The organism is Streptomyces sp. NPDC034043 (genome assembly GCF_055575675.1).
Window position 1 is genome coordinate 1 of sequence record NZ_JBVISF010000032.1, and the last position, 20,401, is coordinate 20,401.

A 20,401-nucleotide genomic window follows, 5' to 3' on the forward strand; every position below is an offset into this window, starting at 1 on the left:
CTCACCGCCCCACCCCCCGAACCTCACCCCCCGTATCCGTCCGGCACCTTTGTGATGCGTGTCCCCGGTCACTTCCAGGCCCGGACGCGGGGTGCTTCCTCAGAGCGCCGTGCCCCCGTCGGGCAGATACTGTGAAGTGTGATCGAGTCCGGACGGCCGCGGCTCCGTCGGCGCCCCGGGCCGGGAAGACTTGTGCGGCTGTCGCCGATCGCCCTGACCGTCGTCATCGCCACCCTGGCCTACAACACTCCGCCGGAGATGGCCTTCAGCCGCCTGCTGCCGGCGGCGCCCGCTCTGGCCGCCGCCATGTGGCCGGTCCTCCCCACCGTCCTCCTCGGGACGGTCTGCCTCATCCTCATGATCGGGCTCAGCTTCGTCTTCCCCGATCTGGGCACGTGGTGGACGGCCGCGGGAATCATCGCGGTCACCGTGGCAGCCGCCTACGGAAGCCACGTCCGGCTCCAGCGGGAGCGCACCCTCTTTCAGGTGCGGCTGGTCGCCGACGCGGCCCAGCAGGTGGTGCTGAGCCCCATGCCACGCCGTTTGGGACACGTCGAGATCGAGTCGCTGTACCTCGCGGCCGCGGCGGAGGCCCGCATCGGCGGGGACTTCTACGAAGGGGTCGAGACGCCGTACGGGGTCAGGCTGCTCATCGGTGACGTGCGAGGCAAGGGCCTGCCGGCCGTGGGAGCGGCCGCGGCGATCGTCAACGCCTTCCGGGAAGCCGCGTACGGCGAAGCCGACATCGTCGACGTCGCCCGCAGGCTGGACGCCAGCAGCACCCGCTACAACGCCGCCTTTCCCCCCGACGGGCCGATGGAGCGCTTCGCCACCGCCCTGCTCGTCGAGATCCCGCACGGAGGCGGACGCATCAACGTCCTCAATTGCGGACACCCGCCCCCGATGCTCCTGAACCGCAGGAGACTCCGTGTCCTCGACCCCGCCACGCCCGCACCACTGCTCAGCCTCGCGGAACTGATCGGCGACCACTACTACGTCGACACCTACGACGTCGCCCCGGGCGACCTGCTGCTCCTCTACACCGACGGCATCGCCGAGGCCCGCGCCCGCGACGGCGAGTTCTTCCCGCTGGCGGCCTGGATGCGCCGGCAGCCCCCGGCGCCGCCCGGCGAACTGCTCGCGGCCCTTCACCGCGACCTCCTCCGCTACAGCAGAGGACGGCTCGACGACGACATCGCAGCCCTCGCCGTACGCCTGTGAAGGCACTACACGGCCGTCACCGCATCGGCGGCTCGTCGGCGTCGGGCCGGCGCCAGCCCGGGCCCTGCTCCAGCGGCGCGGAGGGCCTCGTACGGGCCGCCGCCGTGGCAGGCCGTCGTTCCCTGCCCGCCCGGACTCCCGGCGGCCCCGCAACCCGCCGCGCGCTGAGCGGCGGCGGAGTCCTGGACGGCGTCTCGCAGCAGCCGCGCCGGCTCGGCCGGGGAGGCCCCGTCCCGGTCGGCGGAAGGCGGGCCGAGGCCTTCCGGCGACCGAGTCGTCCAGGGCCGCCTCGACATCGGCGAGGGCCGGCCCGCTGTCCACGTCGAGCTGACCCGCCAGGGCCGCGCGCACGGTGGGCCCCAGCTGCTGCACCGTGACCGGGAAGTCGTAGTCCATACCGCCTCACCTCACCCGAAACGGCCTGCCGCGTGCCGACGCGCCCCTGGTGAGGGCCATCTCAGTCGATGGTGCCCCCGGCCGCGAATCCGCTGCGGGCCCCGGGCGCGGCGATCGGTGACGGGCCAGCTGCGCCTTCCGCGTCACCGACGAGCCAGCCGAGCATCGCGGGGGTGGCGTCGAAATGGCCGCCGTGCCCGGCATCGGCCTGCCTGGTCAGCGTCGCGGACGGAATGCGCGCGGCCAGCCATTCACCGTGCTCCGGCGGGACGAGGGTGTCCAGGCCACCGTGCCACAGTCGGGTCGGGACGCTGATGGCCGCGGGGTCGAAACCCCAGCCGGTGCCGAAGAGCGCCATGACGTCGTCGACCCAGCCGTCCAGCCCCGGACGGACCGCCTCGGCGAAGGACGCGCCCAGCATGGCGCTGACGTCCGGCCGGGAAAGGACCCTCTGTTCGACCTCCGGCAGCGGCGGCAGCCCGGCCGTTCCGACATTCGCGAGGTGTTCCATGACGGCATGCCGTCCGGTCAGGGCCGCGGCGGCGCTGCGGCGGTTGCCCTCGTTCATCCCGGCGGTCCAGTCCAGCCCGGCCGCGTCGCGCGGTGCCAGACTCGCCAGCACGCCGACCCGCGTGACGCGACCGGGATGCACGGCGGCGAACGCCAGCGCGTGCGGGCCGCCCCCGGACACCCCGAGCACCGCGACGCGGCCGAGCCCCAGTGCGTCGGCGATGACGGCCACATCGGCGGCGGCATCGACGACGCGGCGCCCCGACGAGGGTGTGGAGCACCCGAAGCCCGGCCGGTCGTAGGTGATCAGGCGGACGCCGACCGCACGGAACAGGGCGTCGTCGGGGTGTCGGGCCAGCCGGCTCATGGGACTGCCGTGCAGGTAGACGACGGGTAGCCCGGTGGGCACCCCCCACTCCTCCACCGCCAGCGTCCTGCCGTCGTCCGTGATCACTTCGCGCATGGCGGCCAACCTAGCCCGGCCCCGGCCGACGGCCAAGGCGTTTCGTCGACGGCGGAAGATCACCGTCCCACGAGGTCGGCAGCGCCGGAGGGCCTGGCGTCCGGCGCCCGGCGCCCGGGGCCGGGGCACGCCGGTCCGGCAGCTCGCACCGGGCTGCGGCAGGTGCGAGCCGCAGGTCCGGGAACCGGCGGCGGTTGATCAACGGAGTCCGGTGGCAGGTGCGGACCGGTGTTCCGTGGCGTGATCTGCCGCGCGAGTACGGGCCCCGGCAGGCCGTTTACGGGCTCTTCCGACGCCGGCTGCGCGCTGATCACGTGGGAGGTGAACGTCGGTCTGCCGGGCTCATCAGCACGCGGCTGGTGCCCGCCGGGACGGCGCCGGGCAGAAGGAGCCGCCCGGCGGGCTCGGGGCCGAACCGGAGGATCACGGGCTGAGCCGGTCGCGGGGCGGTGGCATACGGGCCCGTGCCGCCCGGAGCCGACGTACGGAGTAACCCGGCATGCGCGGGCGTGCCGCGGACACGAGCCTGGCTGCATGACCAAGAAGCCCACCGTGGTCGTCCACCCACCGGACATCCGGGGCTTGCGCGCGGTGACCGTCGACGGTTCCCCGGCCGGAAGTGCGTGGTCGCTGCGGGACCTCCGCACCCAGCTCCGCCGGGCGGGCCTCCCGGGGGACACGGACCTGGCCGACCGCTCCCGCGTCATCTGGCGTGAGGGCGGCAGCGACATGTGGCCCGACCGCGCGTGGCGCCGCCGCACGGTCATCGCCGTCATGACCGCCGGTCTGCTCGCCTCCATGGTCCTGCTCGTCGGCGTCGGCCGGGTGGACGCCTTCGGAGGGCTCACCTTCGCCGGGCGGATCACCGGTTTCCTGTTCATGTTCGCGGGCGCCGTCCAGGGAGTCGCGGCAGCGGCCGCTTTCGACTACTGGGGCAAGCGGAAGCTGAGGTACTCCGGCGCCCTGGTACTGGTCGGTGTGCTGATCGCGGTCGCCACCGAGAGCGTCTTTCTCCTCATGTGGGCCCAAGAGCGCGAGTACACGCCCTACCTGAGGGCCTTCGTGCCGATTTCCCTCTGGGCACTGTGGGCCTTGTGGGTGCTCTGGCGTCAGCGCCCCTGGGAGGGAATCCCCCACCCCAAGGGTTTCACCGTGGGGCTGAGCACCACCGCCCTTCTCGCTTCGGCGAATTTTGCGTACTCGGCCGTCTACCAGCCCGCATCGACCAACCTCACCTTTGACATCAAATTCACATACGGAAAGGCCACGCTCGACCCCAGGAATACCGTCATCTATCTGCCCGTCGAGATGCACATCAAGAACACGGGAGCGGTCCCGGCCTACGTGATGATGGCAGGCTTCCGTATCGCCGGCCGCACGTCGGAGTACGACAAGGAAAAAGCCGTACTCGAACAAGGGGAATGGAGGACGGACGCCGAGCAGAACATCGACACCGAGATGCACGTCAAGACGACGAGGCACAGGACACTGCTGATGGGCCCGTTCATCAACCCAGGCCTCCGCATCAACCCCGGCGACACCCGGGGACAGAGGACGATGGTCCAGATCCCCAAGGACGCGAACTATGACGCGATCGCGTCCGCCGTCGGCGTCACTCTCCTTAGGGCCGACCGGGGAAGAGTCGACAGCACGTTCAAAGAGCCGATCTATTCGTGGAAAGAGGGAACCGACCGGTTCTTCGACTGTCCGGCCGGGAGGTGCAATGACTACGTAATGCATCACGGACGCCTCCGCTTCAACAACAACCTCATCAACATGACACGAAGGCCGCGCTATGTCAGCGCCTTCAAAGAGCTCAGCGAACGCGGCCCCTCGTCCTCCGTCGTGATCAGCTCCTTCAACTCCAAGGGAAAGCTGTCGGATGAAGAGGAATCCGTGGAAAGGGCGGGCATCTCCAGCCTCACCACCGGGGCCAACGTGATCCCCTTCGCCACATTGCTCGCCCCCGGCATGCCCTAACCACGTCGCGCCCACGTCCGCCCACGCCGCTCGCCGCCCGTGCGGTTTTTCGAGACCATTTGGGAAGCGCGGGCGGCTAGCCACTTGGCGAGGCCGCCCGCGATGCGGTCTGGGCTGGTCTCGACGGTCACGTCGTGTTCGCGGCGGGTGGCATTACGTCGGATATGAGCCCTCCCCAAAGCTGTGCTGCCCAATGCCGTGATCAAGTCCTCCCGGTCGAAGGCCGGCGGCCGGCCACCGGAGCGGCCACGGCGCTTGCGGTTGCGGACCTGGTCGGCCGGCTCGGCGATGCTGCAGCGGATCCCGCGTCTGCGCGGGCAAGCACGGTTGGCGCGCGATGAGTACGCCTTGTCGCCACGGGCCCGCAGCGGTCTGCGCCGGGGACGGCCACCACCCGGCTTGGGCACCCGGATCGCTTCTAATGGCTCGCGAGTTCGCCGCTGAGCTTGCGGTGGAGGTCCGCGCTGGGGTCGTTCAGGCCGACGATCTCGACCGACTTGCCGCGCTGGGCGTACTTCGTCTCGATGGCGTCGAGGGCCGCCACCGAGGAGGCGTCCCAGACGTGCGCCGCCGACAGGTCGATGACGACCTCGTCGGGGTCGGTCGCGTAGCCGAACCGTCCGACGAGGTCGTTGGAGGAGGCGAAGAACAGTTCGCCCGTCACCGTGTAGACCACGCTGGAGCCGTCGGGTGCGGTGGTGGCGGTGACTTCGGCGAGGTGGGCGACGCGTTTGGCGAAGATGACCATCGCGGTGACGGAGCCGGCGACGACGCCGACGGCGAGGTTGTGGCTGGCGACGACGCAGGCGACCGTGACGGCCATGACGGTGATCTCGCCGGCGGGCATGCGCCTGAGGGTCTTGGGGGCGATGGAGTGCCAGTCGAAGGTGGCGAAGCAGACCATGACCATGACGGCGACGAGGGCGGCCATGGGGATGTCGGAGACGACCGGTCCGAAGACGATGCAGAGCACCATCAGGAAGGCCCCGGCGAGGAACGTGGACAGGCGGGTGCGGGCACCGGACACCTTCACGTTGATCATGGTCTGCCCGATCATCGCGCAGCCGCCCATGCCGCCGAAGAAGCCGGTGACGATGTTCGCGACGCCCTGGCCGATCGACTCGCGGGTCTTCGACGAGTGGGTATCGGTGATCTCGTCGACGAGCTTGGCCGTCATCAGGGACTCCATGAGCCCGACCAGCGCCATCGCGAACGCGTAGGGGGCGATCGTGGTCAGAGTGTCCAAGGTGAAGGGGACGTCCGGCAGGCCGGGGACCGGCAGGGAGGAGGGCAGTGCGCCCTTGTCCCCCACCGTCGGGACGGCGATCCCGGCCGCGACGGTGATCACGGTGAGGACGACGATCGAAACGAGCGGGGCCGGGACCACGGTGGTGATCCTGGGAAGGAACACCATCAGCAGCAGGCCGCCCGCGAGCAGCGGATACACGGGCCAGGGCACGTCGCGCATCTCGGGGACCTGGGCCATGAAGATCAGGATCGCGAGGGAGTTGACGAAGCCGACCATGACCGAGCGCGGTATGAACCGCATCAGCTTCGCGACGCCCAGCGCCCCGAGCGCGATCTGGAAGACTCCGGCGAGGATGACGGCGGCGACCAGGTAACCGAAGCCGTGCTCCCGGTTCAGCGGCGCGATCACGAGGGCGACGGCCCCGGTGGCCGCGGAGATCATTGCGCGGCGGCCGCCGACGACCGAGATGACCACCGCCATCGTGAACGAGGCGAACAGGCCGACGGCGGGGGCGACACCGGCGATGATCGAGAACGAGATCGCCTCGGGGATCAGCGCGAGCGCGACGACCAGGCCCCCGAGGACCTCGACGCGCCAGACCTTGGGGTCGGAGAGCCAGTCGGGGCGCAGACCGCGCAGTCGTTCGGCGGGGGACGTCGGGGAAGCGGAAGACAAGGGATCGGGAACCTGTCGTGCTCGGGCACACCCGCCGCGGACGGGCCGGGGGCGTGCGGCAGGACGCGGGAAGCTCCCGCAAGAATCGGATCTTCGCCGGGGACGCCTTCGGCCCCGGCACCGTGCGGGCGGGACCGCGGCAGCCGTCCTCGCCGCCGGAAACTCTACCCGTACCGCCGCGGTGGGGGTCCCGTTCAGTCGTGGGACGGGGGAAGGGGATCGATCGTGAACAGTTCCGCGCACCCGGTCATCCGCAGCAGGCGCGTGAACTGGGTGGTGGGAGCGGCCAGGCGCAGGTCCTGACCGGTGTCGGCGGCGACCGCCCGGGCGTTCAGCAGGGCGTTCAGTCCGGAGGAGTCACAGAAGGACAAATGCCGCAGGTCAACCACGACCGTGTGCGGGCGGCTTTCGGTGGCCAGGGCGGTGAGCAGCGCCTGACGGAATCCCTGGGCGCGGGTGAGGTCCATCTCGCCGTGCGGCCGGACCACGGTCGTACCGTCGCGAGGCTCGACCTCGACGCCGGCACTGCCGCTCCCGCCGTCGCGTTCGCCGTGCATGCCCGTCATCCTCCCTCCGGTAGGGCCACCGTAGGCGCTACTGGGGGGTGCGACCAGCGCGACACCGTGCGGACGGGCCCGACTCCCGCCACCGGCCGAGTGTCCGGCCCCCGTGTGCTTCGGGTCAGCCCGGTCGGCTCGGTCGGCGCAGGCGCTGGAGGCGGTGGGTGCGCAGGGCGGTGCGCGCCGCGTTGGCCCCCGGCGCGCCGTGGACTCCTCCGCCGGGGTGGGTGGTGGCGGAGGCCAGGCAGAGGCCGGGGACGGGGATGGTGGGGCTGCCGCCGCCCGGGGACGAGCGTCGCAGCGCGGGCGGGCCGCGGGCGGCCCGGACGACCCGCGCGCCGTGCTCCGCGCACTCCAGGGCGGTGGCCCGGCCGAGCCCACTGGACGCCCCGGTGACCACCACGACCGTGTCCTTCACGCCCCCACTCCTGTCCGTCGGGGCCGCTTCATGCCACCGCCGACGGGCCCGCGTCGTCGGTGGTGGTGTGCCGGTTCGGCGGCGTACGGGTGGTTTCCCGGTCCGGGGCGTCGGTGGGACGTGAGGGGCGGGAAGGGGGTTTGCGGACCGTCCCGAGTGAGGTGGAGAGACATATGGACGCGATCGTGCTGCTGCGTGACGACCACAAGACGGTGGAGAAGCTCTTCAAGCAGTTCGAGAAGACCGGCGACGACGACACCGCGGACCGCCGCCGGATCGCCGACCAGGTGATCGAGGAGCTGACCGTGCACGCCTGGATCGAGGAACGGATCTTCTATCCGGCCGCCCGCGAAGCCGCCCCGGACACCACCGACCACGTCCTGGAGAGCATCGAGGAGCACCACGCGGTGGTGTGGATGCTGTCCGAGCTCAAGGGCATGGACCCGGCCGACGAGCGTTTCAAGGCCAAGATGAGCGTGCTGATGGAACAGGTCCGCCACCACGTCGAGGAGGAGGAACAGGAGTGGTTCCCCGACGTGCGCAAGGCCATGGGCCGCAACCGGCTCACCGAACTCGGTGCCCGGCTCGAAGAGGAGAAGGGGAAGGCCCCGCGGGATCCGCTGGCCGTGCCGAGCGCGACCAGCGCGTGAGGCGCTGAGGGACCGGGGCGGCACCGGGCCGGGTTCCGTCACCGGCCCGCGCGCCGGCCGCGGCGCGGGCGCGTCAGGCGGGGTGTGCCAGGAGGAGGTGGCGCTCGTCCGGGGTGAGTCCGCCGCGGACACCGTGCGGGATGCGTTCGGCCAGGGCGTGGCGGCGGCAGGGCAGGCGGACCGGGCAGCCGCCGCACACCGCTTTCGCGGCCTCCTCGCGTGCCCGGGCGGCCACGGGGTGCTCGTACGCGGCCCGGGCGAAGACCTCCCGCTCCGCGGAGCGGCACGGTCCGTCCAGGGGTCCTTCGTGGCGCGGCTCGAGGAGTACGTCCGTACGGGTGCTGTCGGTCACTGCTGCGGCTCCTTCCGACCGGGGCGGTCCGCCGTGACCGCCCTCCACCGGCCGTATGACCGGCATTCGCTCATCCATGCCCGTCCGCGGGTTCAATCCGGTTCCGCGGAAGGTCCTGCCGCCGGTCCCCCGCGGCCGGGGCGGCCCGGAACAGCGGCGGGGCCGCCCGCATGCCGGCGGCCGGCCCCGCGCAGCTGTCCGCGGCGTCACATGGCGGAGCTGCCCGTGCCCGTCTGGCCCTCTTCGCCGGTGTCACCGGTGCGCTTGCCCTGCTGTGACGTCGACGGCGTCTTCCGCTGGCCCGCGCCCGAGTCCTTCTTCGGAACGGACTTCTCCGACGGCTCCTGCTGACGGGTCTTCTGCCGGTCCTGGCCCTTCTTGGGCATGGTCACTCCAATCGTCCGGTGGGGGCGGCACCGGTGTGCCGCCCCCGCCATGTCCTCATGCCGGGCGCCCGCCCGCACCCCGGCGCGTCCATCCGGCCCAGTGGCGCCCGGCGCGGGTCACGGTCCGTGCCGGGGGTCGGACAGCGGTGGCCCCGGTGATTCCGCCGGAGCGGAACGCCGGCCCGCACGGCCCGCGTCAGTCCATCCGGCGGCGGTCCTCCTCGCTCCACGCGCGCGTGTCGCGCGGCTGGACGTAGGGCTCCTCGTCCTCGGGGAGCCCGCCGGCGATGGCGCGCTGCCGGGCCAGCTCCGCGTCGAACTCCAGGCCGAGGAGGATGGCGAGGTTCGTGATCCACAGCCAGACCAGGAAGATGATCACGCCCGCGACGGTCCCGTACGTCTTGTTGTACGAGGCGAAGTTCGCGACGTAGAACGCGAAGCCGGCCGAGGCGGCCATCCAGATCACCAGGGCGAGGAGGCTGCCGGGGGTGATCCACTTGAACCCGCGGCCCTTGGCGTTCGGTGCGGCCCAGAAGAGCAGCGCGGTCATGATCGTGACGAGGAGCACCAGGGCCGGCCACTTGGCGACCGACCACACCGTCAGCGCGGTGTCGCCGATGCCCAGGGCTTCGCCGCCCTGCCTCGCCAGTCCTCCGGTGAAGACCACGATCAGCGACCCGGCGCAGGCGAGGACCATCAAGCTCACGGTGAGCGCCAGCCGCAGCGGCAGCACTTTCCACACGGGGCGGCCCTCGGGCACGTCGTAAACGGCGTTGGAGGCGCGGATGAACGCGCCGATGTAGCCGGAGGCGGACCAGAGGGCCACGAGGAGACCGACGGCCGCCAGGAGCGACCCGGCACCGCTGCGGCCCTGCAACTGCCGCACCGCGTCACTGAGTACGTCCCGGACCGAGCCCGGGGCGAGGTTGCGCAGGTGGTCCAGTACCTGCTGGGTCGTGGACTCGCCGGCCATGCCCAGCAGGGACACGAGCACCAGCAGGGCGGGAAAGACCGCCAGCACCCCGTAGTAGGTCAGGGCGGCGGCGCGGTCGGCCAGCTCGTCGTTCTCGAACTCCCTGACCGTGCCCCGCAGCACCGCCTTCCAGGAGCGCTTCGGCAGTTCGGTGGGCTCGTCGGGGGCGCGTTCCTCGATCCGGGGGCCGGGGCCCGCCCCGGCCCCCGCGCCGCCCGCCCCGTGCTCGGGTTCTCCGCCGTCCCGCTCCCGCTTCGCGATATCCGTCATGCCTTGCGGTTTTCCACGTCCCGGGAGCTCATGTCCCCCGGGGAGGAGGGAATTCCGGCCGGTTCACCCCTCCTCGCGGAGCACGCGGACGCTCTTGACCTCCGTGTCGACCGCGTCGGGAACGACCATCCCCGCCTCGATCCCGGACCGGAGGTAGCGCAGCACGTCGCCGCCCAGCCGCTCGCCGGGCAGCACGGCCGGGATGCCCGGCGGGTACGGAGTGAGCATCTCGGCGGCGATCCGTCCCTCCGCCCGCTCCCACGGCACCTGTTCCGTGGGCCCGAAGAAGGCGTCCCGGGGCAGCACGGCCTGCTCCAGCCGCAGCCCGGCCGGCGAGGGGACCCGTACGGGCTGTCCGGTACGGAGCCCCGGCGCGTGGGCCGCGAGGTCGGTGAGCGCCGACACCAGGGCGTCGGCGGTCCCGGCGTCGTCGGCGTGCGTGACCTGGGCGCTGATCCGGCGGTGGTCGGCGACGTGGAGGTTGACCCGGTGATGGCGGCGCAGCCAGTCGGCGGCACGGTAGCCGGTGACCTCCCAGGCGCTGATGTCGATGATGATCTGGAGGGGGTCCATGTCGGCCGCCAGGCCGGGGCCGCAGAAGTCCTCCCTGCCGTGGACGCGCATGCCGTCGATGCGGGAGATCCGGTCACGGATCCCGTCGCTGAGCGCGAGGGCCTCCCCGTAGAGGGCCTTCCCCTGCTCGGCCATCTGGCGGCGCCAGCCGTCGAGGGCCGCGTACACCAGGACGGAGGGGCTGGTCGTGCCGAGCAGGTCCTCGCGGCTCCTGAGCACCTCGGGCCGTACCAGGTCGCCCTGGAGGTGGAAGACCGAACTCTGCTCCAGGCCCGAGCCCATCTTGTGCACGGAGGTGACGCAGACGTCGGCTCCGGCGTCCATGGCCCAGGCCGGCAGGTCGGGGTGGAAGGGCAGGTGGGCGCCCCAGGCCTCGTCGACGATGAGGGGCTTGCCGCGGCGGTGGCAGACGTCCGCGATGGCCGCGAGGTCCGAGCAGGTGCCGTAGGGGGTCGGGGTGGTCACCAGCGCGCCGCGGGCGTCGGGGTGCTCGGTGAACGCCGCCTCGAAGGCCTCCGCGGACGGCGGGTGGGCCAGGTGGCGCTCCGCGTCCCACTGGGGGTCCACCCAGACGGGCCGGATTCCCGAGAGGATCAGGCCGGACACCACGGACTTGTGGGCGTCCCGGCCGATCAGCAGCTTCTCGTGCGGCCCGGCGACGGACAGCATGGCCGACTTCACGGAGAGCGAGCTGCCGCAGGTGGAGAAGAAGGCGTGGTCGGCGCCGACGGCGTCCGCCATGAGCGCCTCGGCTTCCTCGATCACGCCCTGGGAGGCGGTGCGGTCGTCCAGGCCGCTCGTGGCGAGTACGTCGGAGGCGAACACCGCGTCGCCTAGCATGGCCCGCACCCGGGGGTCGGCACCGCGGCCCTGTTTGTGGCCGGGGGGTGTGAAGGGGATCTGGCCCTCGGCGTGGTAGGCCGCCAGGGCGTCGAGCACGGGGGTCTTCGACTGGTCCATGGCCGACCGTGTGCCCCTTCGCCGCCGGGCGAAAACGGACGGCCCAGGTCGCGGGCCGCGTGCCGTGGCGCGTACCCGTGAGCGTCCCGGTGCCGTCCGGGACGCGCACGAGCGATGTGGAGCCGTGATGTGCAAGGGAGGCGATTGCGGGTAGGCGCAGGCCCATGATCGCCTCTGACGCCCTAGCGGCCTCCGGTTCCCCGTCCCTCCTGCTGATCCTGGCGGGCGTGGTCGTCGCCGCGCTCCTGGTCGGCGCCTTCTGGTACGGCAGCAGGCGCGCGGCGGCCCGCCGTGACCCCGGCGCACGGCCGGCGGACCAGAATCCCGCGGCCCGTGCCCGCCAGGACTCCTGGCGGGAGCCCGACGACCCCGGGGCCGGCCACGACGCCCCGCAGCGCCCATGACCCCTCGCCCGCTCCCGGCCGCGGCTCCGTCCTCGCCGACGGGGTCCGGCCCCCAGGAGGTACCCGTGCCGAGCACCGCACTGACGTACACCGACCCCTTGCCCCGCCTGATCGCGCTTCCCGGCGTGTACCGGCCCCAGGCCGACACCCTGCTGCTGGCCGGCGCCCTCGCCCGGGAGCCGCTGCGCCCGGGCGCGGAGGTCATCGAGATCGGCACGGGCACCGGCGCCCTAGCCCTGCGCGCGGCGGCCAGGGGCGCCGAGGTCACCGCCGTCGACGTGGCCTGGCCCGCGGTCCTGGCCGCCCGGCTGAACGGCTGGCGCCAGCGCCTGCGGCTGCGCGTCCTGCACGGCGACTTCGCCGCCCGCACCCGGGGGCGCCGTTTCGACCTGGTCCTCGCCAACCCGCCCTACGTCCCCTGCCCCGACGCCCGTCTGCCCACCGGCGGGGCGCAGCGGGCCTGGGACGCGGGGACGGACGGCCGGGCCGTCATCGACCGGATCTGCGCGGCCGCCCCGGCCCTGCTGCGGCCCGGAGGCGTACTGCTGATGGTGCACTCGGGGATGTGCGGGGTACGGCAGACCCTGGAGCTGCTGGAGCGGCAAGGCCTGTCCGCGCGGGTCATCGAGCGGGCGTCGGTGCCGTGGGGGCCGGTGCTGCGCTCGCGCAGGCTCTGGCTGGAGCAGCAGGGCCTGGCGGAGGAGGGCGCCGAGCAGGAGGAACTGGTGATCGTCCGTGCCCAGCGCCCCTGAGCCCCGGCGGGTGTCCGTGGACCGCTGTGGTCCGGTCATGGTGGAGGGGCCGGTCGAGATCGTCCTGGACGACGGAACGACCGCCCGCTCGGACCGGTTCATGGTCGCCGTGTGCACCTGCCGCCGCAGCCGTACGTACCCCTGGTGCGACACCAGCCACCGCCCGCGCGAGCGCGCCACCGCGGCGCTCGAGGACAGGAGCGACGGATGACCGCCCCCGCCCGCACGACCCCGGACGCCGCCGGGCCCCCCGCGCCCGCCGCGGCACGCGGACCGCTGTCCCGTGCCGTGGTCGACTCGCTGCGCGGCGGCGGCGCCCCCGCGCACACCACCGCGGCGGTCCTGAGGGCCGACCCGTGGGGCGAGGACCTGCACCTCTCCCTCTACCTGCTGTACGAGCTGCACTACCGCGGTTTCGCGGGCGTGGACGACACCCTCGAATGGGATCCGGACCTGCTGCGGCTGCGGCGCGCCCTGGAGGACCGTTTCCTCCACGCCCTGCGGACCTCCACGGCCGGGGCCCCGAGGACCGTGGCGGAGGCGTTCGGGCCGCTCCTCGTCGAGCCCGTGGACCTGAGCGGCAGCCTCAGCCACTACCTGGAGACCGAGGGCGAGCTGTGGCAGCTGCGCGAGTACGCGGCCCTGCGCTCGCTGTACCACCTGAAGGAGGCCGACCCGCACGCCTGGGTGATCCCCCGGCTCAGCGGCCGCGCCAAGGCGGCGATGGTCGCCATCGAGTACGACGAGTTCGGCGCGGGCCGTCCCGAGCGCATCCACGCCCGCCTGTTCGCCGACCTGATGGAGGACCTCGGCCTGGACAGCTCGTACGGCCACTACCTGGACCGGGCTCCGGCGGCCCTCCTCGCCACGGTCAACCTGATGTCGCTACTGGGCCTGCACCGGGCCCTGCGCGGGGCCCTGGTCGGGCACTTCGCGTGCGTGGAGGTGACTTCCTCCCCCGGGTCGCGGCGCCTGGCCAAGGCCATGCGCCGCTGCGGGGCCGGACCGGCGGCCGAGCACTTCTACGCCGAACACGTGGAGGCCGACGCCGTCCACGAGCAGGTCGTACGGCACGAGGTCATCGGCGGGCTACTCGCCGAGGAGCCGGACCTGGAGGCCGATGTCGCCTTCGGCTGCGCGGCGACGCTGCTGCTGGAGGACCGCCTCGCCGCGCACATCCGCGGCGCGTGGGACCAGGGGCGTTCGGCCCTCAGGGGTGAGAGGCGCTCGTAGGGGGTCGTGACCGCGGGACCCGCCGTACCGAGGCGCGCGGGCGCCTCGCGCGGACTCACCGACCATGGAAAGGGGAATCTCATGTCCGGCAGTCGTCCCAAGGCCCTCCTCGCCTCCGCGGCGCTGGTGGGCGGAGCATTGCTGATGACCGGGTTCCAGGACTCGGGCGCCGCCGCCGGTGGCGGCACCGCGAGCGCCGGGCGCGAGCCGGCCGGGCGGGTCTGCGGCGCCGCCGACCTCTCCTGGAGCGCCAGGTCCGAGTCCCGGGCCGGCGGGTACATCCTGATCACCGCCAAGGCCAAGCCGGGGGTCACGTGCACCCTCCCCGCCGCGCTTCCCACCGTGGCGTTCGGCTCCGACGGCACCGAGGCGGGTCCGACCGGGCGGACCGCCGGGAAGCGGATCACGCTGAGCGGCGCCACCACCGCCTACGCCGGGGTGAACCCCAAGAGCACCCCGGGCGACGACGGCAAGGAGCTCGAGAGCATCATCGTCGCCATCGGTGACGACGACCCCGAACCCGTCTCCCTGCCGGTCGGTACCATCACCGTCGACATGCCGGTGGTCACACACTGGCAGACCTCCCCCGAGGACGCCGTCCCCTGACGGGGTGACCGCCGGCCGAGCGGTCCCCGGGGCGGGCGGTCCGCGTCACCCCGGGGACGGCTCCGCGTCGTCGTCCGTCCGCCCGTGCGGGGCGGGCCGCTCCGGCGGACGGAAGCAGGCCGTGATCGTCTTGCCGCCGTGGCAGGCGTGGGCGTCCCACCGGTCGGCGAGGGCGTCGATGATGGCCAGCCCCCGGCCGGAGGTCGCCCGGTCGGAGGCCTGCCTGGGGGCGGGCAGCTCGGGATCGTCGTCCGCCACGCTGACGTGCAGACAGCTGCCGTCCCAGGCCAGGACGAGCTGGGCGCTGCTGTGGGCGTGCACATGGGCGTTGGTCACGAGCTCGGACACCGTGAGCAGGATGGAGTGCACCGTGTCGGGCGCGTCCCCGGTCCACGCCAGGGTGTTCAGATGCTCCAGACACCACCGACGGGCTTCACGGACCCCCCGGTGGACGGGGAACGACCGGGCCCAACCCACCGCGCGAACCGCCACGGTTCCACCTCACCCTCACTCGGACCCTCACTCGGACGGATCGATCGTCAGCCCCGGCCGGCGCGGTGGCGGGCACGGTGGCGGTCACCGCCCTTGAGCAGCAGCAGCGCCAGCAGCATCGGTGCGATCAGCAGGATCATGGTCCCCACGGTGATGTGCCTCCTCCGGTCGGTACCTCTTGGGCCCGTTCGGCCCGTTCGGCCTCTTCGCGTGTTTCCGTCCGCACCCGGCCGAAACCCCCCGGCGGACGCACGGTTCCGCACCCTGTCGGGCGTTTCCGCGTGCAGAGCGGCGTCCGGCGGGGAAGGCGCGGGTGGAACCTGCCAGGCCCGAGAAAGGACGGACACCGTGGTACGACCGAGGATTCTCGTGGTGGGAGCCGGATTCGCCGGGGTCGAATGCGTCCGGCGGCTGGAGCGCGGGCTCTCGCCCGGGGAGGCTGACATCGCCCTGGTGACCCCCACCTCCTACCAGCTGTACCTGCCGCTGCTGCCGCAAGTCGCCTCAGGCGTGCTGACCCCGCAGTCCATCGCGGTCTCGCTGCGCCGCAGCAGCCGCTACCGGACCCGGATCATCCCCGGCGGCGCCGTGGGCGTCGACACGCAGGCGAAGATCTGCCTCGTACGCAAGATCACCGGCGAGCTGACGGAACACGCGTACGACTACCTGGTGCTGGCTCCCGGCAGCATCACCCGCACCTTCGACATCCCCGGACTCACCGAGCACGCCCGGGGCATGAAGACCCTCGCCGAAGCCACCTACCTGCGCGACCACGTCATCTCGCAGCTCGACCTGGCCGACGCGAGCGAGGACGAGGCCGAGCGGGCCGCACGGCTCTGCTTCGTCGTGGTCGGCGGCGGGTACGCCGGCACGGAGACGGCCGCCTGTCTCCAGCGGCTCACCCACCACGCCGTGAAGCGCTACCCCCGGCTGGACCCCCGCCAGATCAGCTGGCACCTGCTGGACCTCGCCCCGAAGCTGATGCCCGAACTCGGCGACCCGCTGGGGCGCACGGCCCTGGACATCTTGCGCCGGCGCGGCATCCAGGTCTCCCTCGGTGTCAGTGTCGCCAAGGCGGGCCCCACGGAGCTCACGCTGACCGACGGCCGGGTGCTGCCCAGCAGGACCCTCATCTGGACGGCCGGAGTCGCCGCGAGCCCGCTGATCGGCACGCTCGGCGCGGAGACCGTCCGGGGCAGGCTGCTGGTCACCCCGGAGATGACCGTGCCGGGTGCGCCCGGCGTCTTCGCGCTGGGGGACGCCGCGGCCGTGCCCGACCTCGCCGCGGGGCGGGAAGGGGCGGTGTGCCCGCCCACGGCGCAGCACGCGTTGCGCCAGGGCCGCACGCTCGCGGACAACCTGATCGCCACGCTGCGCGGCCGGCCCCTACGGCCGTACGTGCACAAGGACTTGGGGCTCGTCGTCGACCTCGGGGGAACCGACGCGGTGTCCAAGCCTCTGGGCATCCCGCTGCGGGGGCTCCCCGCCCAGGCGGTGGCCCGCGGGTACCACTGGTCGGCGCTGCGCACCAATGTCGCCAAGACGCGCGTTCTGACCAACTGGCTGCTCAACGCGATGGCCGGCGACGACTTCGTCCGGATCGGGGTCCGCTCCGCCAAGCCGCCGACCCTGCGGGAGTTCGAGTACACCGACGCCTACCTGACCGCCGATCAGGTCAAGGCCCACACGGCGGCGCTGCGCGCCTCCGGCTGAGGGGGACCGCGACAGGGGGACGGTGACCCGTGCGGCGCGCGCACGCTCGCGCCCCGGCGGCGCAGCCGTCCTCCCTGGGGCCCGGACGTGCGGTGGCGGGTGTTCCCGGCCCGCCGCGGGACGGGTCATTTTTGGCCGGGTCCGGCGACGGCCTTCGCTGCGGACTGCGTTCCGCCACCATGGTGCCGACGGTCGAGGGACCGTTCTCGAAGGAGGAGTGCGGGATGACGCCACCGACTGGCCCGGCACGGCGGCTCGGAATCGAGCCCGGCATGGTCGTCATGGAGCTGGGCTACGACCATGACGTCGACGACGGCATCCGTGACTCCGTGACCGAACGCACCGGCCGCGATCTGGTCACCGACGATCACGAGGACCGCGTGGACGCGGTGCTGCTGTGGTGGCGCGAGGGGGACGGTGACCTGGCGTGCGAACTCGGCGACCTGCGGCGGCTCCTGACGGACCGTGGTGCGGTGTGGGTGCTCACGGCTCAGGCCGGTTTCGTCGGGCACGTCGAGGCGTCGGACATCGCGGAGTGCGCGCGGGAAGCCGGAATGCACACCTCCGCACCCGTCGACGTGCCAGGCGGCTGGACCGGGACCCGCTGCGCGCCGCTAAGCTCCCGGACCATGGCCTGAACCCGCCGCACCGATCCCGGGACTCAACTGCGCTTTCCTGCGGCCCCGTCGGTGCACATGGGGTGGGAGTCAACTACCGAGGCGGATGCGATCGTTAGACAGCCGAAAGGTTTCCCTACATAATCCTTAGACATGGGAAAGACTTACGAACGCATCGACGGCCGGCTCCGTACCTTCATAGAGCAGCAGCCGGTCTTCTTCACCGCCACCGCCCCGCTGGTCGCCGACGGTACGGTCAACCTCTCCCCCAAGGGCCTCAAGGGTTCCTTCGCGGTGCTCGACGAGAAGCGGATCGCCTACCTCGACTTCGCCGGCAGCACTGCCGAGACCATCGCGCACCTGCGGGAGAACGGCCGGATCACGGTCATGTGGTGCGCCTTCCAGGGGCCGCCCAACATCGTCCGGGTGCACGGCCGCGGCGAGCCCGTCTTCCGCGACGATCCGCGCTTCAAGGACCTGCTCGCCCACTTCCCCGACATCGACCCGACCCTTCACGGGCTGCGCGCGATCATCGTGGTGACGGCCGAGCTCGTCCGTGACTCCTGCGGATACGGGGTCCCCTTCATGTCGTACGACGAGGACCGCGACCTGCACGGCAAGCGCTTCTCGCGCGAGGACGACGCCTCGCTGAGCGCGTACTTCGCCAAGAAGGACCACATCGCGCAGAGCATCGACGGCCTGCCCGGGCTCCCCCTCCCGCTGCCGCCCGGCGACTTCTGAGCGATCACCCCTCCCTCCGGCGGTGGCCGGCTGCGGGAGCGGGTGCGATCGTGGATGCCATGCGTACGTTCGCGCCGTGCGGAAGGCGGCCGTCACGGATCCCGCGCCGCGCCGCCCCGGCTTCCGGAGGCCGCGATGCTGATCCACCACGTTCTCGACCACGACACGCTCAAGGTCAGGATCCAGGGCGAGCTGGACATCACCAACCGGGCCGCGGCGGCCCTCCGGATCGAAGCGCTCGTGGCCGCCCACCGTCCGGCCCGGGTCCTGCTCGAACTGCCCGCCGGCGACCCGACCCCGGCCACGCTCAGCGCGCTGGCCCGCACGCAGCGGATGTGCGGCAGCCTCGGCGTCGCCTTCACGGTCTCCGGCACCCACCCGCCGTCGCAGCCCATCCGGACCGCGGGCCCGGCGCACCGGCTGGAGGCGGGGGCGCGCCACGACCACTGACAGGACCGGGACCGACCCCCGGGGAACGGCGGAGGACGATGGGCGACCGGACCGCGCGTCCCGTCACGGAGGGCCGCTTCCGGCACCGGGGCGCCGAGCTCGTGTACGACGACGCCGGTCACGGACCGCTCGCCGTGTACGCCCACGGCGGCTTCACGAGCCGGGCGCAGGAGGACCGGACGGGGCTGTTCGACTGGGGACCCGTGCTGGACGCCGGGCGGCGCCTGGTCCGCTACGACGCCCGGGCCCACGGCGGGTCCAGCGGCGAAGCCGCGGTCACCGACTACACGTACGCCGCCCTCGCGGACGATCTGCTGGCCCTGCTCGACCACCTCGGGGCCACGGCGCCCGTCGACGGCATGGGGGCCTCGATGGGCTGCGGCACCGTCCTGCACGCGGCCGTCCGCGCCCCCGAGCGATTCTCCCGGCTGGTCCTGCTCATCCCGCCCACGGCCTGGGCGACCCGTGATGCGTACGCCCGGGAAAACCGGAAGGCCGCCGACACCGTCGAACGGGAAGGGGTCCACGCCTGGTGGTCGGCCCGGCCCGGCAGGCCCCGCCCGCCGGTCGTGGCGGACGTGCCCGGCCTGCCGCCGACGCCCCCGGAGCGGGTACTGCCCTCCGTACTGCGCGGGCTCGCGCTCAGCGACCTCCCCGCGCCCGGGGAGATCGCCGCGCTGCGCCATCCGGCCCTGGTCCTCGCCTGGGGGGACGACCCCGGCCATCCGCGGTCGACGGCCGAAACCCTGGCCGACCGCCTGCCGGACTCCCGGCTGCGCGTGGCGCGGACCCGCGCCGACGTGGCGGCGTGGGGAGGACTCATCGCGGAGTTCCTGACCGCGCCCTGAGCCGGGCTCCCGTGATCAGCGGCGCCGGACGCGGGCGCCCCGGGCACCGCCGATGCCGGCCACGTGGAGGGCCAGCAGCATCAGGCCGAGGATCATGATGTTCCCGGATGAGAAAACGTGGTTCGTCGAGATCTCCGCCGCGTTGATCAAGAACGCGATGAAGAACAGGACCGCGGCCGCTATACCCAGCATCACTGCTCCTTCCAGAAGGTGCCGGGCGTATACCCCCGCATCGCGGCCCCACGCACGGCCGTCAGTCGTCGGCGATCTGGAGGGCCAGCACGAAGTGCTCCCCGTCCGTACCCGCGAGCAGGCTGTCGAACAGCGGGGTGAGCCCGTTCACGGCTCCGCATCCGGCGTCGTGGTTGGTCCACCAGCTGCCCTCCGGCCCGAGCGCGGACACCACTCGGCGCGCCGCGCGCTCGGCGGCAGCGGCGGGCAGGTGCCGGTGGGAGGGCCACACCAGGTCGACGGACGCGACCTCGGCCAGGAGCGCGGCGGCCTCGGGCGGCTCCAGCGGTTCCAGAGCGGCGCAGATCCCCGGGACGGACGGCGGGGCGTACCCGGGCAGGAAGCGCCGCCAGGCCTCGTCGGCCGCGACCGCGGTCAGCAACGCGCGGACGCGGGCGCCCAGTTCGGGCAGGTCGGGTTCCGGCTCGGTGAACCGCCCGGCCACCGCGTACACTCGCATCGGCGTGGCCAGCTCCGCCATGCCCGCTTCCAGCTCAGCGAGTTTCCCCCAGGACTTCATGTCCGCATCCTGCCGTACGGTCCCGCAAGGAACGCAAGGAACGCGAGGACGCCCGCCGGGGATTCCCGGGCGGGCGTCTCGTGTGCCGTGGGGTGTTGCCGGCTTAGTACCAGTGGTTGGCCTGCCAGAAGTTCCAGGCGCCGACCGGGCTGCCGTAA

The 20,401-nt window shown here is 72.7% G+C and carries 25 protein-coding genes and 1 pseudogene; 14 read left to right on the forward strand and 12 right to left on the reverse strand.

Annotation, left to right across the window (positions count from 1 at the left end; all coding sequences use genetic code 11):
* Positions 1 to 192: 192 nt before the first annotated feature.
* Entirely contained in the window at positions 193 to 1,221 is a 1,029-nt protein-coding gene (locus ACZ51S_RS34040; RefSeq protein WP_468479789.1) for a PP2C family protein-serine/threonine phosphatase, read from the forward strand.
* Positions 1,222 to 1,678: 457 nt separating this feature from the next.
* Here the strand turns inward: ACZ51S_RS34040 and ACZ51S_RS34045 are convergent, their stop codons facing one another.
* Positions 1,679 to 2,590 carry an alpha/beta fold hydrolase gene (locus tag ACZ51S_RS34045; RefSeq protein WP_468963114.1) on the reverse strand — a complete coding sequence of 304 codons (912 nt, stop codon included), beginning with the start codon at positions 2,588 to 2,590 and terminating at the stop codon, positions 1,679 to 1,681.
* A gap of 218 nt (positions 2,591 to 2,808) precedes the next feature.
* Between ACZ51S_RS34045 and ACZ51S_RS34050 the strand changes: the two genes are divergently transcribed.
* Both ACZ51S_RS34050 and ACZ51S_RS34055 read left to right on the forward strand, forming a co-directional pair.
* Positions 2,809 to 3,024 (forward strand): hypothetical protein, encoded by a 216-nt coding sequence (locus tag ACZ51S_RS34050; protein WP_468479791.1) that lies wholly within the window; start codon positions 2,809 to 2,811, stop codon positions 3,022 to 3,024.
* A gap of 100 nt (positions 3,025 to 3,124) precedes the next feature.
* Entirely contained in the window at positions 3,125 to 4,570 is a 1,446-nt protein-coding gene (locus ACZ51S_RS34055; RefSeq protein ID WP_468963116.1) for a hypothetical protein, read from the forward strand.
* Positions 4,571 to 4,779: 209 nt separating this feature from the next.
* Here ACZ51S_RS34055 and ACZ51S_RS34060 read toward each other — a convergent pair.
* From ACZ51S_RS34060 to ACZ51S_RS34075, 4 genes and pseudogenes are all read right to left on the reverse strand, one after another.
* Positions 4,780 to 4,992, reverse strand: a pseudogene (locus ACZ51S_RS34060) (IS5 family transposase); the annotation flags it as partial.
* Complete coding sequence (locus ACZ51S_RS34065) at positions 4,989 to 6,494, reverse strand: SulP family inorganic anion transporter (protein WP_468963117.1); 1,506 nt, start codon at positions 6,492 to 6,494, stop codon at positions 4,989 to 4,991. The pseudogene ACZ51S_RS34060 and the gene ACZ51S_RS34065, both read right to left, overlap by 4 nt.
* Positions 6,495 to 6,688: 194 nt before the next feature.
* Complete coding sequence (locus ACZ51S_RS34070; RefSeq protein ID WP_468886438.1) at positions 6,689 to 7,051, reverse strand: STAS domain-containing protein; 363 nt, start codon at positions 7,049 to 7,051, stop codon at positions 6,689 to 6,691.
* Positions 7,052 to 7,175: 124 nt separating this feature from the next.
* Positions 7,176 to 7,472, reverse strand: a complete 297-nt coding sequence (locus ACZ51S_RS34075; RefSeq protein WP_468963119.1) for an SDR family NAD(P)-dependent oxidoreductase — start codon at positions 7,470 to 7,472, stop codon at positions 7,176 to 7,178.
* A gap of 173 nt (positions 7,473 to 7,645) precedes the next feature.
* Here ACZ51S_RS34075 and ACZ51S_RS34080 point away from each other — a divergent pair, with 173 nt between their 5' ends.
* The gene (locus ACZ51S_RS34080) at positions 7,646 to 8,122 is read left to right on the forward strand and encodes a hemerythrin domain-containing protein (protein WP_468886436.1); all 477 of its coding nucleotides are present in this window, start codon (positions 7,646 to 7,648) and stop codon (positions 8,120 to 8,122) included.
* A 73-nt stretch (positions 8,123 to 8,195) separates the two neighbouring features.
* Here ACZ51S_RS34080 and ACZ51S_RS34085 read toward each other — a convergent pair whose 3' ends face one another.
* From ACZ51S_RS34085 to ACZ51S_RS34100, 4 genes are all read right to left on the reverse strand, one after another.
* Entirely contained in the window at positions 8,196 to 8,474 is a 279-nt protein-coding gene (locus tag ACZ51S_RS34085) for a WhiB family transcriptional regulator (protein ID WP_388946196.1), read from the reverse strand.
* Positions 8,475 to 8,680: 206 nt separating this feature from the next.
* The gene (locus tag ACZ51S_RS34090; RefSeq protein ID WP_468479797.1) at positions 8,681 to 8,860 is read right to left on the reverse strand and encodes a hypothetical protein; all 180 of its coding nucleotides are present in this window, start codon (positions 8,858 to 8,860) and stop codon (positions 8,681 to 8,683) included.
* A 196-nt stretch (positions 8,861 to 9,056) separates the two neighbouring features.
* Positions 9,057 to 10,103, reverse strand: coding sequence for a YihY/virulence factor BrkB family protein (locus ACZ51S_RS34095; RefSeq protein ID WP_468963121.1), 1,047 nt, complete (start codon positions 10,101 to 10,103; stop codon positions 9,057 to 9,059).
* 63 nt (positions 10,104 to 10,166) lie between these two features.
* Positions 10,167 to 11,636, reverse strand: a complete 1,470-nt coding sequence (locus tag ACZ51S_RS34100) for an aminotransferase class I/II-fold pyridoxal phosphate-dependent enzyme (RefSeq protein ID WP_468963122.1) — start codon at positions 11,634 to 11,636, stop codon at positions 10,167 to 10,169.
* Between the two features lie 164 nt (positions 11,637 to 11,800).
* On the opposite strand from ACZ51S_RS34100, the gene ACZ51S_RS34105 reads away from it, so the two are divergent.
* The 5 genes from ACZ51S_RS34105 (at position 11,801) to ACZ51S_RS34125 (ending at position 14,631) form a co-directional block, all read left to right on the forward strand.
* Positions 11,801 to 12,040 (forward strand): DUF6479 family protein, encoded by a 240-nt coding sequence (locus ACZ51S_RS34105; RefSeq protein WP_388946208.1) that lies wholly within the window; start codon positions 11,801 to 11,803, stop codon positions 12,038 to 12,040.
* An 80-nt stretch (positions 12,041 to 12,120) separates the two neighbouring features.
* Positions 12,121 to 12,792: a HemK2/MTQ2 family protein methyltransferase gene (locus tag ACZ51S_RS34110; protein WP_468479809.1), complete on the forward strand. Its 672-nt coding sequence runs from the start codon at positions 12,121 to 12,123 to the stop codon at positions 12,790 to 12,792.
* Positions 12,776 to 13,003 (forward strand): CDGSH iron-sulfur domain-containing protein, encoded by a 228-nt coding sequence (locus ACZ51S_RS34115; protein WP_468963124.1) that lies wholly within the window; start codon positions 12,776 to 12,778, stop codon positions 13,001 to 13,003. Before ACZ51S_RS34110 ends, ACZ51S_RS34115 begins: the two co-directional genes overlap by 17 nt.
* Complete coding sequence (locus tag ACZ51S_RS34120; protein ID WP_468963126.1) at positions 13,000 to 14,025, forward strand: iron-containing redox enzyme family protein; 1,026 nt, start codon at positions 13,000 to 13,002, stop codon at positions 14,023 to 14,025. Before ACZ51S_RS34115 ends, ACZ51S_RS34120 begins: the two co-directional genes overlap by 4 nt.
* Positions 14,026 to 14,106: 81 nt before the next feature.
* Positions 14,107 to 14,631 carry a DUF4232 domain-containing protein gene (locus ACZ51S_RS34125; protein ID WP_468886431.1) on the forward strand — a complete coding sequence of 175 codons (525 nt, stop codon included), beginning with the start codon at positions 14,107 to 14,109 and terminating at the stop codon, positions 14,629 to 14,631.
* Between the two features lie 45 nt (positions 14,632 to 14,676).
* Here the strand turns inward: ACZ51S_RS34125 and ACZ51S_RS34130 are convergent, their stop codons facing one another.
* A complete protein-coding gene (locus tag ACZ51S_RS34130) occupies positions 14,677 to 15,123 on the reverse strand; it encodes an ATP-binding protein (protein WP_388946222.1) in 447 nt (148 codons plus the stop codon).
* A gap of 348 nt (positions 15,124 to 15,471) precedes the next feature.
* On the opposite strand from ACZ51S_RS34130, the gene ACZ51S_RS34135 reads away from it, so the two are divergent.
* From ACZ51S_RS34135 to ACZ51S_RS34155, 5 genes are all read left to right on the forward strand, one after another.
* Complete coding sequence (locus tag ACZ51S_RS34135) at positions 15,472 to 16,836, forward strand: NAD(P)/FAD-dependent oxidoreductase (RefSeq protein ID WP_468479803.1); 1,365 nt, start codon at positions 15,472 to 15,474, stop codon at positions 16,834 to 16,836.
* A 224-nt stretch (positions 16,837 to 17,060) separates the two neighbouring features.
* Entirely contained in the window at positions 17,061 to 17,474 is a 414-nt protein-coding gene (locus ACZ51S_RS34140) for a DUF3052 domain-containing protein (RefSeq protein ID WP_468963128.1), read from the forward strand.
* A 132-nt stretch (positions 17,475 to 17,606) separates the two neighbouring features.
* Positions 17,607 to 18,194 carry a pyridoxamine 5'-phosphate oxidase family protein gene (locus ACZ51S_RS34145; protein WP_468479805.1) on the forward strand — a complete coding sequence of 196 codons (588 nt, stop codon included), beginning with the start codon at positions 17,607 to 17,609 and terminating at the stop codon, positions 18,192 to 18,194.
* A gap of 135 nt (positions 18,195 to 18,329) precedes the next feature.
* On the forward strand, positions 18,330 to 18,644 hold the full coding sequence (locus tag ACZ51S_RS34150; RefSeq protein WP_468479806.1) for a hypothetical protein: 315 nt from the start codon (positions 18,330 to 18,332) through the stop codon (positions 18,642 to 18,644).
* A 38-nt stretch (positions 18,645 to 18,682) separates the two neighbouring features.
* Entirely contained in the window at positions 18,683 to 19,492 is an 810-nt protein-coding gene (locus ACZ51S_RS34155; RefSeq protein ID WP_468886426.1) for an alpha/beta fold hydrolase, read from the forward strand.
* 15 nt (positions 19,493 to 19,507) lie between these two features.
* Here ACZ51S_RS34155 and ACZ51S_RS34160 read toward each other — a convergent pair whose 3' ends face one another.
* Positions 19,508 to 19,684 carry a hypothetical protein gene (locus ACZ51S_RS34160; protein WP_467895149.1) on the reverse strand — a complete coding sequence of 59 codons (177 nt, stop codon included), beginning with the start codon at positions 19,682 to 19,684 and terminating at the stop codon, positions 19,508 to 19,510.
* Positions 19,685 to 19,745: 61 nt separating this feature from the next.
* Positions 19,746 to 20,243, reverse strand: a complete 498-nt coding sequence (locus ACZ51S_RS34165) for a hypothetical protein (RefSeq protein ID WP_468479808.1) — start codon at positions 20,241 to 20,243, stop codon at positions 19,746 to 19,748.
* Between the last annotated feature and the right edge of the window lie 158 nt (positions 20,244 to 20,401).

Bases quoted from the DNA above. Each gene is read 5' to 3' on its own strand.
- ACZ51S_RS34160 (WP_467895149.1), bottom strand. From the start codon at position 19,684: ATGCTGGGTATAGCGGCCGCGGTCCTGTTCTTCATCGCGTTCTTGATC.
- ACZ51S_RS34080 (WP_468886436.1), top strand. From the start codon at position 7,646: ATGGACGCGATCGTGCTGCTGCGTGACGACCACAAGACGGTGGAGAAG.
- ACZ51S_RS34155 (WP_468886426.1), top strand. From the start codon at position 18,683: ATGGGCGACCGGACCGCGCGTCCCGTCACGGAGGGCCGCTTCCGGCAC.
- ACZ51S_RS34105 (WP_388946208.1), top strand. From the start codon at position 11,801: ATGATCGCCTCTGACGCCCTAGCGGCCTCCGGTTCCCCGTCCCTCCTG.
- ACZ51S_RS34095 (WP_468963121.1), bottom strand. From the start codon at position 10,103: ATGACGGATATCGCGAAGCGGGAGCGGGACGGCGGAGAACCCGAGCAC.
- ACZ51S_RS34165 (WP_468479808.1), bottom strand. From the start codon at position 20,243: ATGAAGTCCTGGGGGAAACTCGCTGAGCTGGAAGCGGGCATGGCGGAG.
- ACZ51S_RS34045 (WP_468963114.1), bottom strand. From the start codon at position 2,590: ATGCGCGAAGTGATCACGGACGACGGCAGGACGCTGGCGGTGGAGGAG.
- ACZ51S_RS34070 (WP_468886438.1), bottom strand. From the start codon at position 7,051: ATGCACGGCGAACGCGACGGCGGGAGCGGCAGTGCCGGCGTCGAGGTC.
- ACZ51S_RS34090 (WP_468479797.1), bottom strand. From the start codon at position 8,860: ATGCCCAAGAAGGGCCAGGACCGGCAGAAGACCCGTCAGCAGGAGCCG.
- ACZ51S_RS34150 (WP_468479806.1), top strand. From the start codon at position 18,330: ATGCTGATCCACCACGTTCTCGACCACGACACGCTCAAGGTCAGGATC.
- ACZ51S_RS34145 (WP_468479805.1), top strand. From the start codon at position 17,607: ATGGGAAAGACTTACGAACGCATCGACGGCCGGCTCCGTACCTTCATA.
- ACZ51S_RS34125 (WP_468886431.1), top strand. From the start codon at position 14,107: ATGTCCGGCAGTCGTCCCAAGGCCCTCCTCGCCTCCGCGGCGCTGGTG.
- ACZ51S_RS34140 (WP_468963128.1), top strand. From the start codon at position 17,061: ATGACGCCACCGACTGGCCCGGCACGGCGGCTCGGAATCGAGCCCGGC.
- ACZ51S_RS34120 (WP_468963126.1), top strand. From the start codon at position 13,000: ATGACCGCCCCCGCCCGCACGACCCCGGACGCCGCCGGGCCCCCCGCG.
- ACZ51S_RS34055 (WP_468963116.1), top strand. From the start codon at position 3,125: ATGACCAAGAAGCCCACCGTGGTCGTCCACCCACCGGACATCCGGGGC.
- ACZ51S_RS34100 (WP_468963122.1), bottom strand. From the start codon at position 11,636: ATGGACCAGTCGAAGACCCCCGTGCTCGACGCCCTGGCGGCCTACCAC.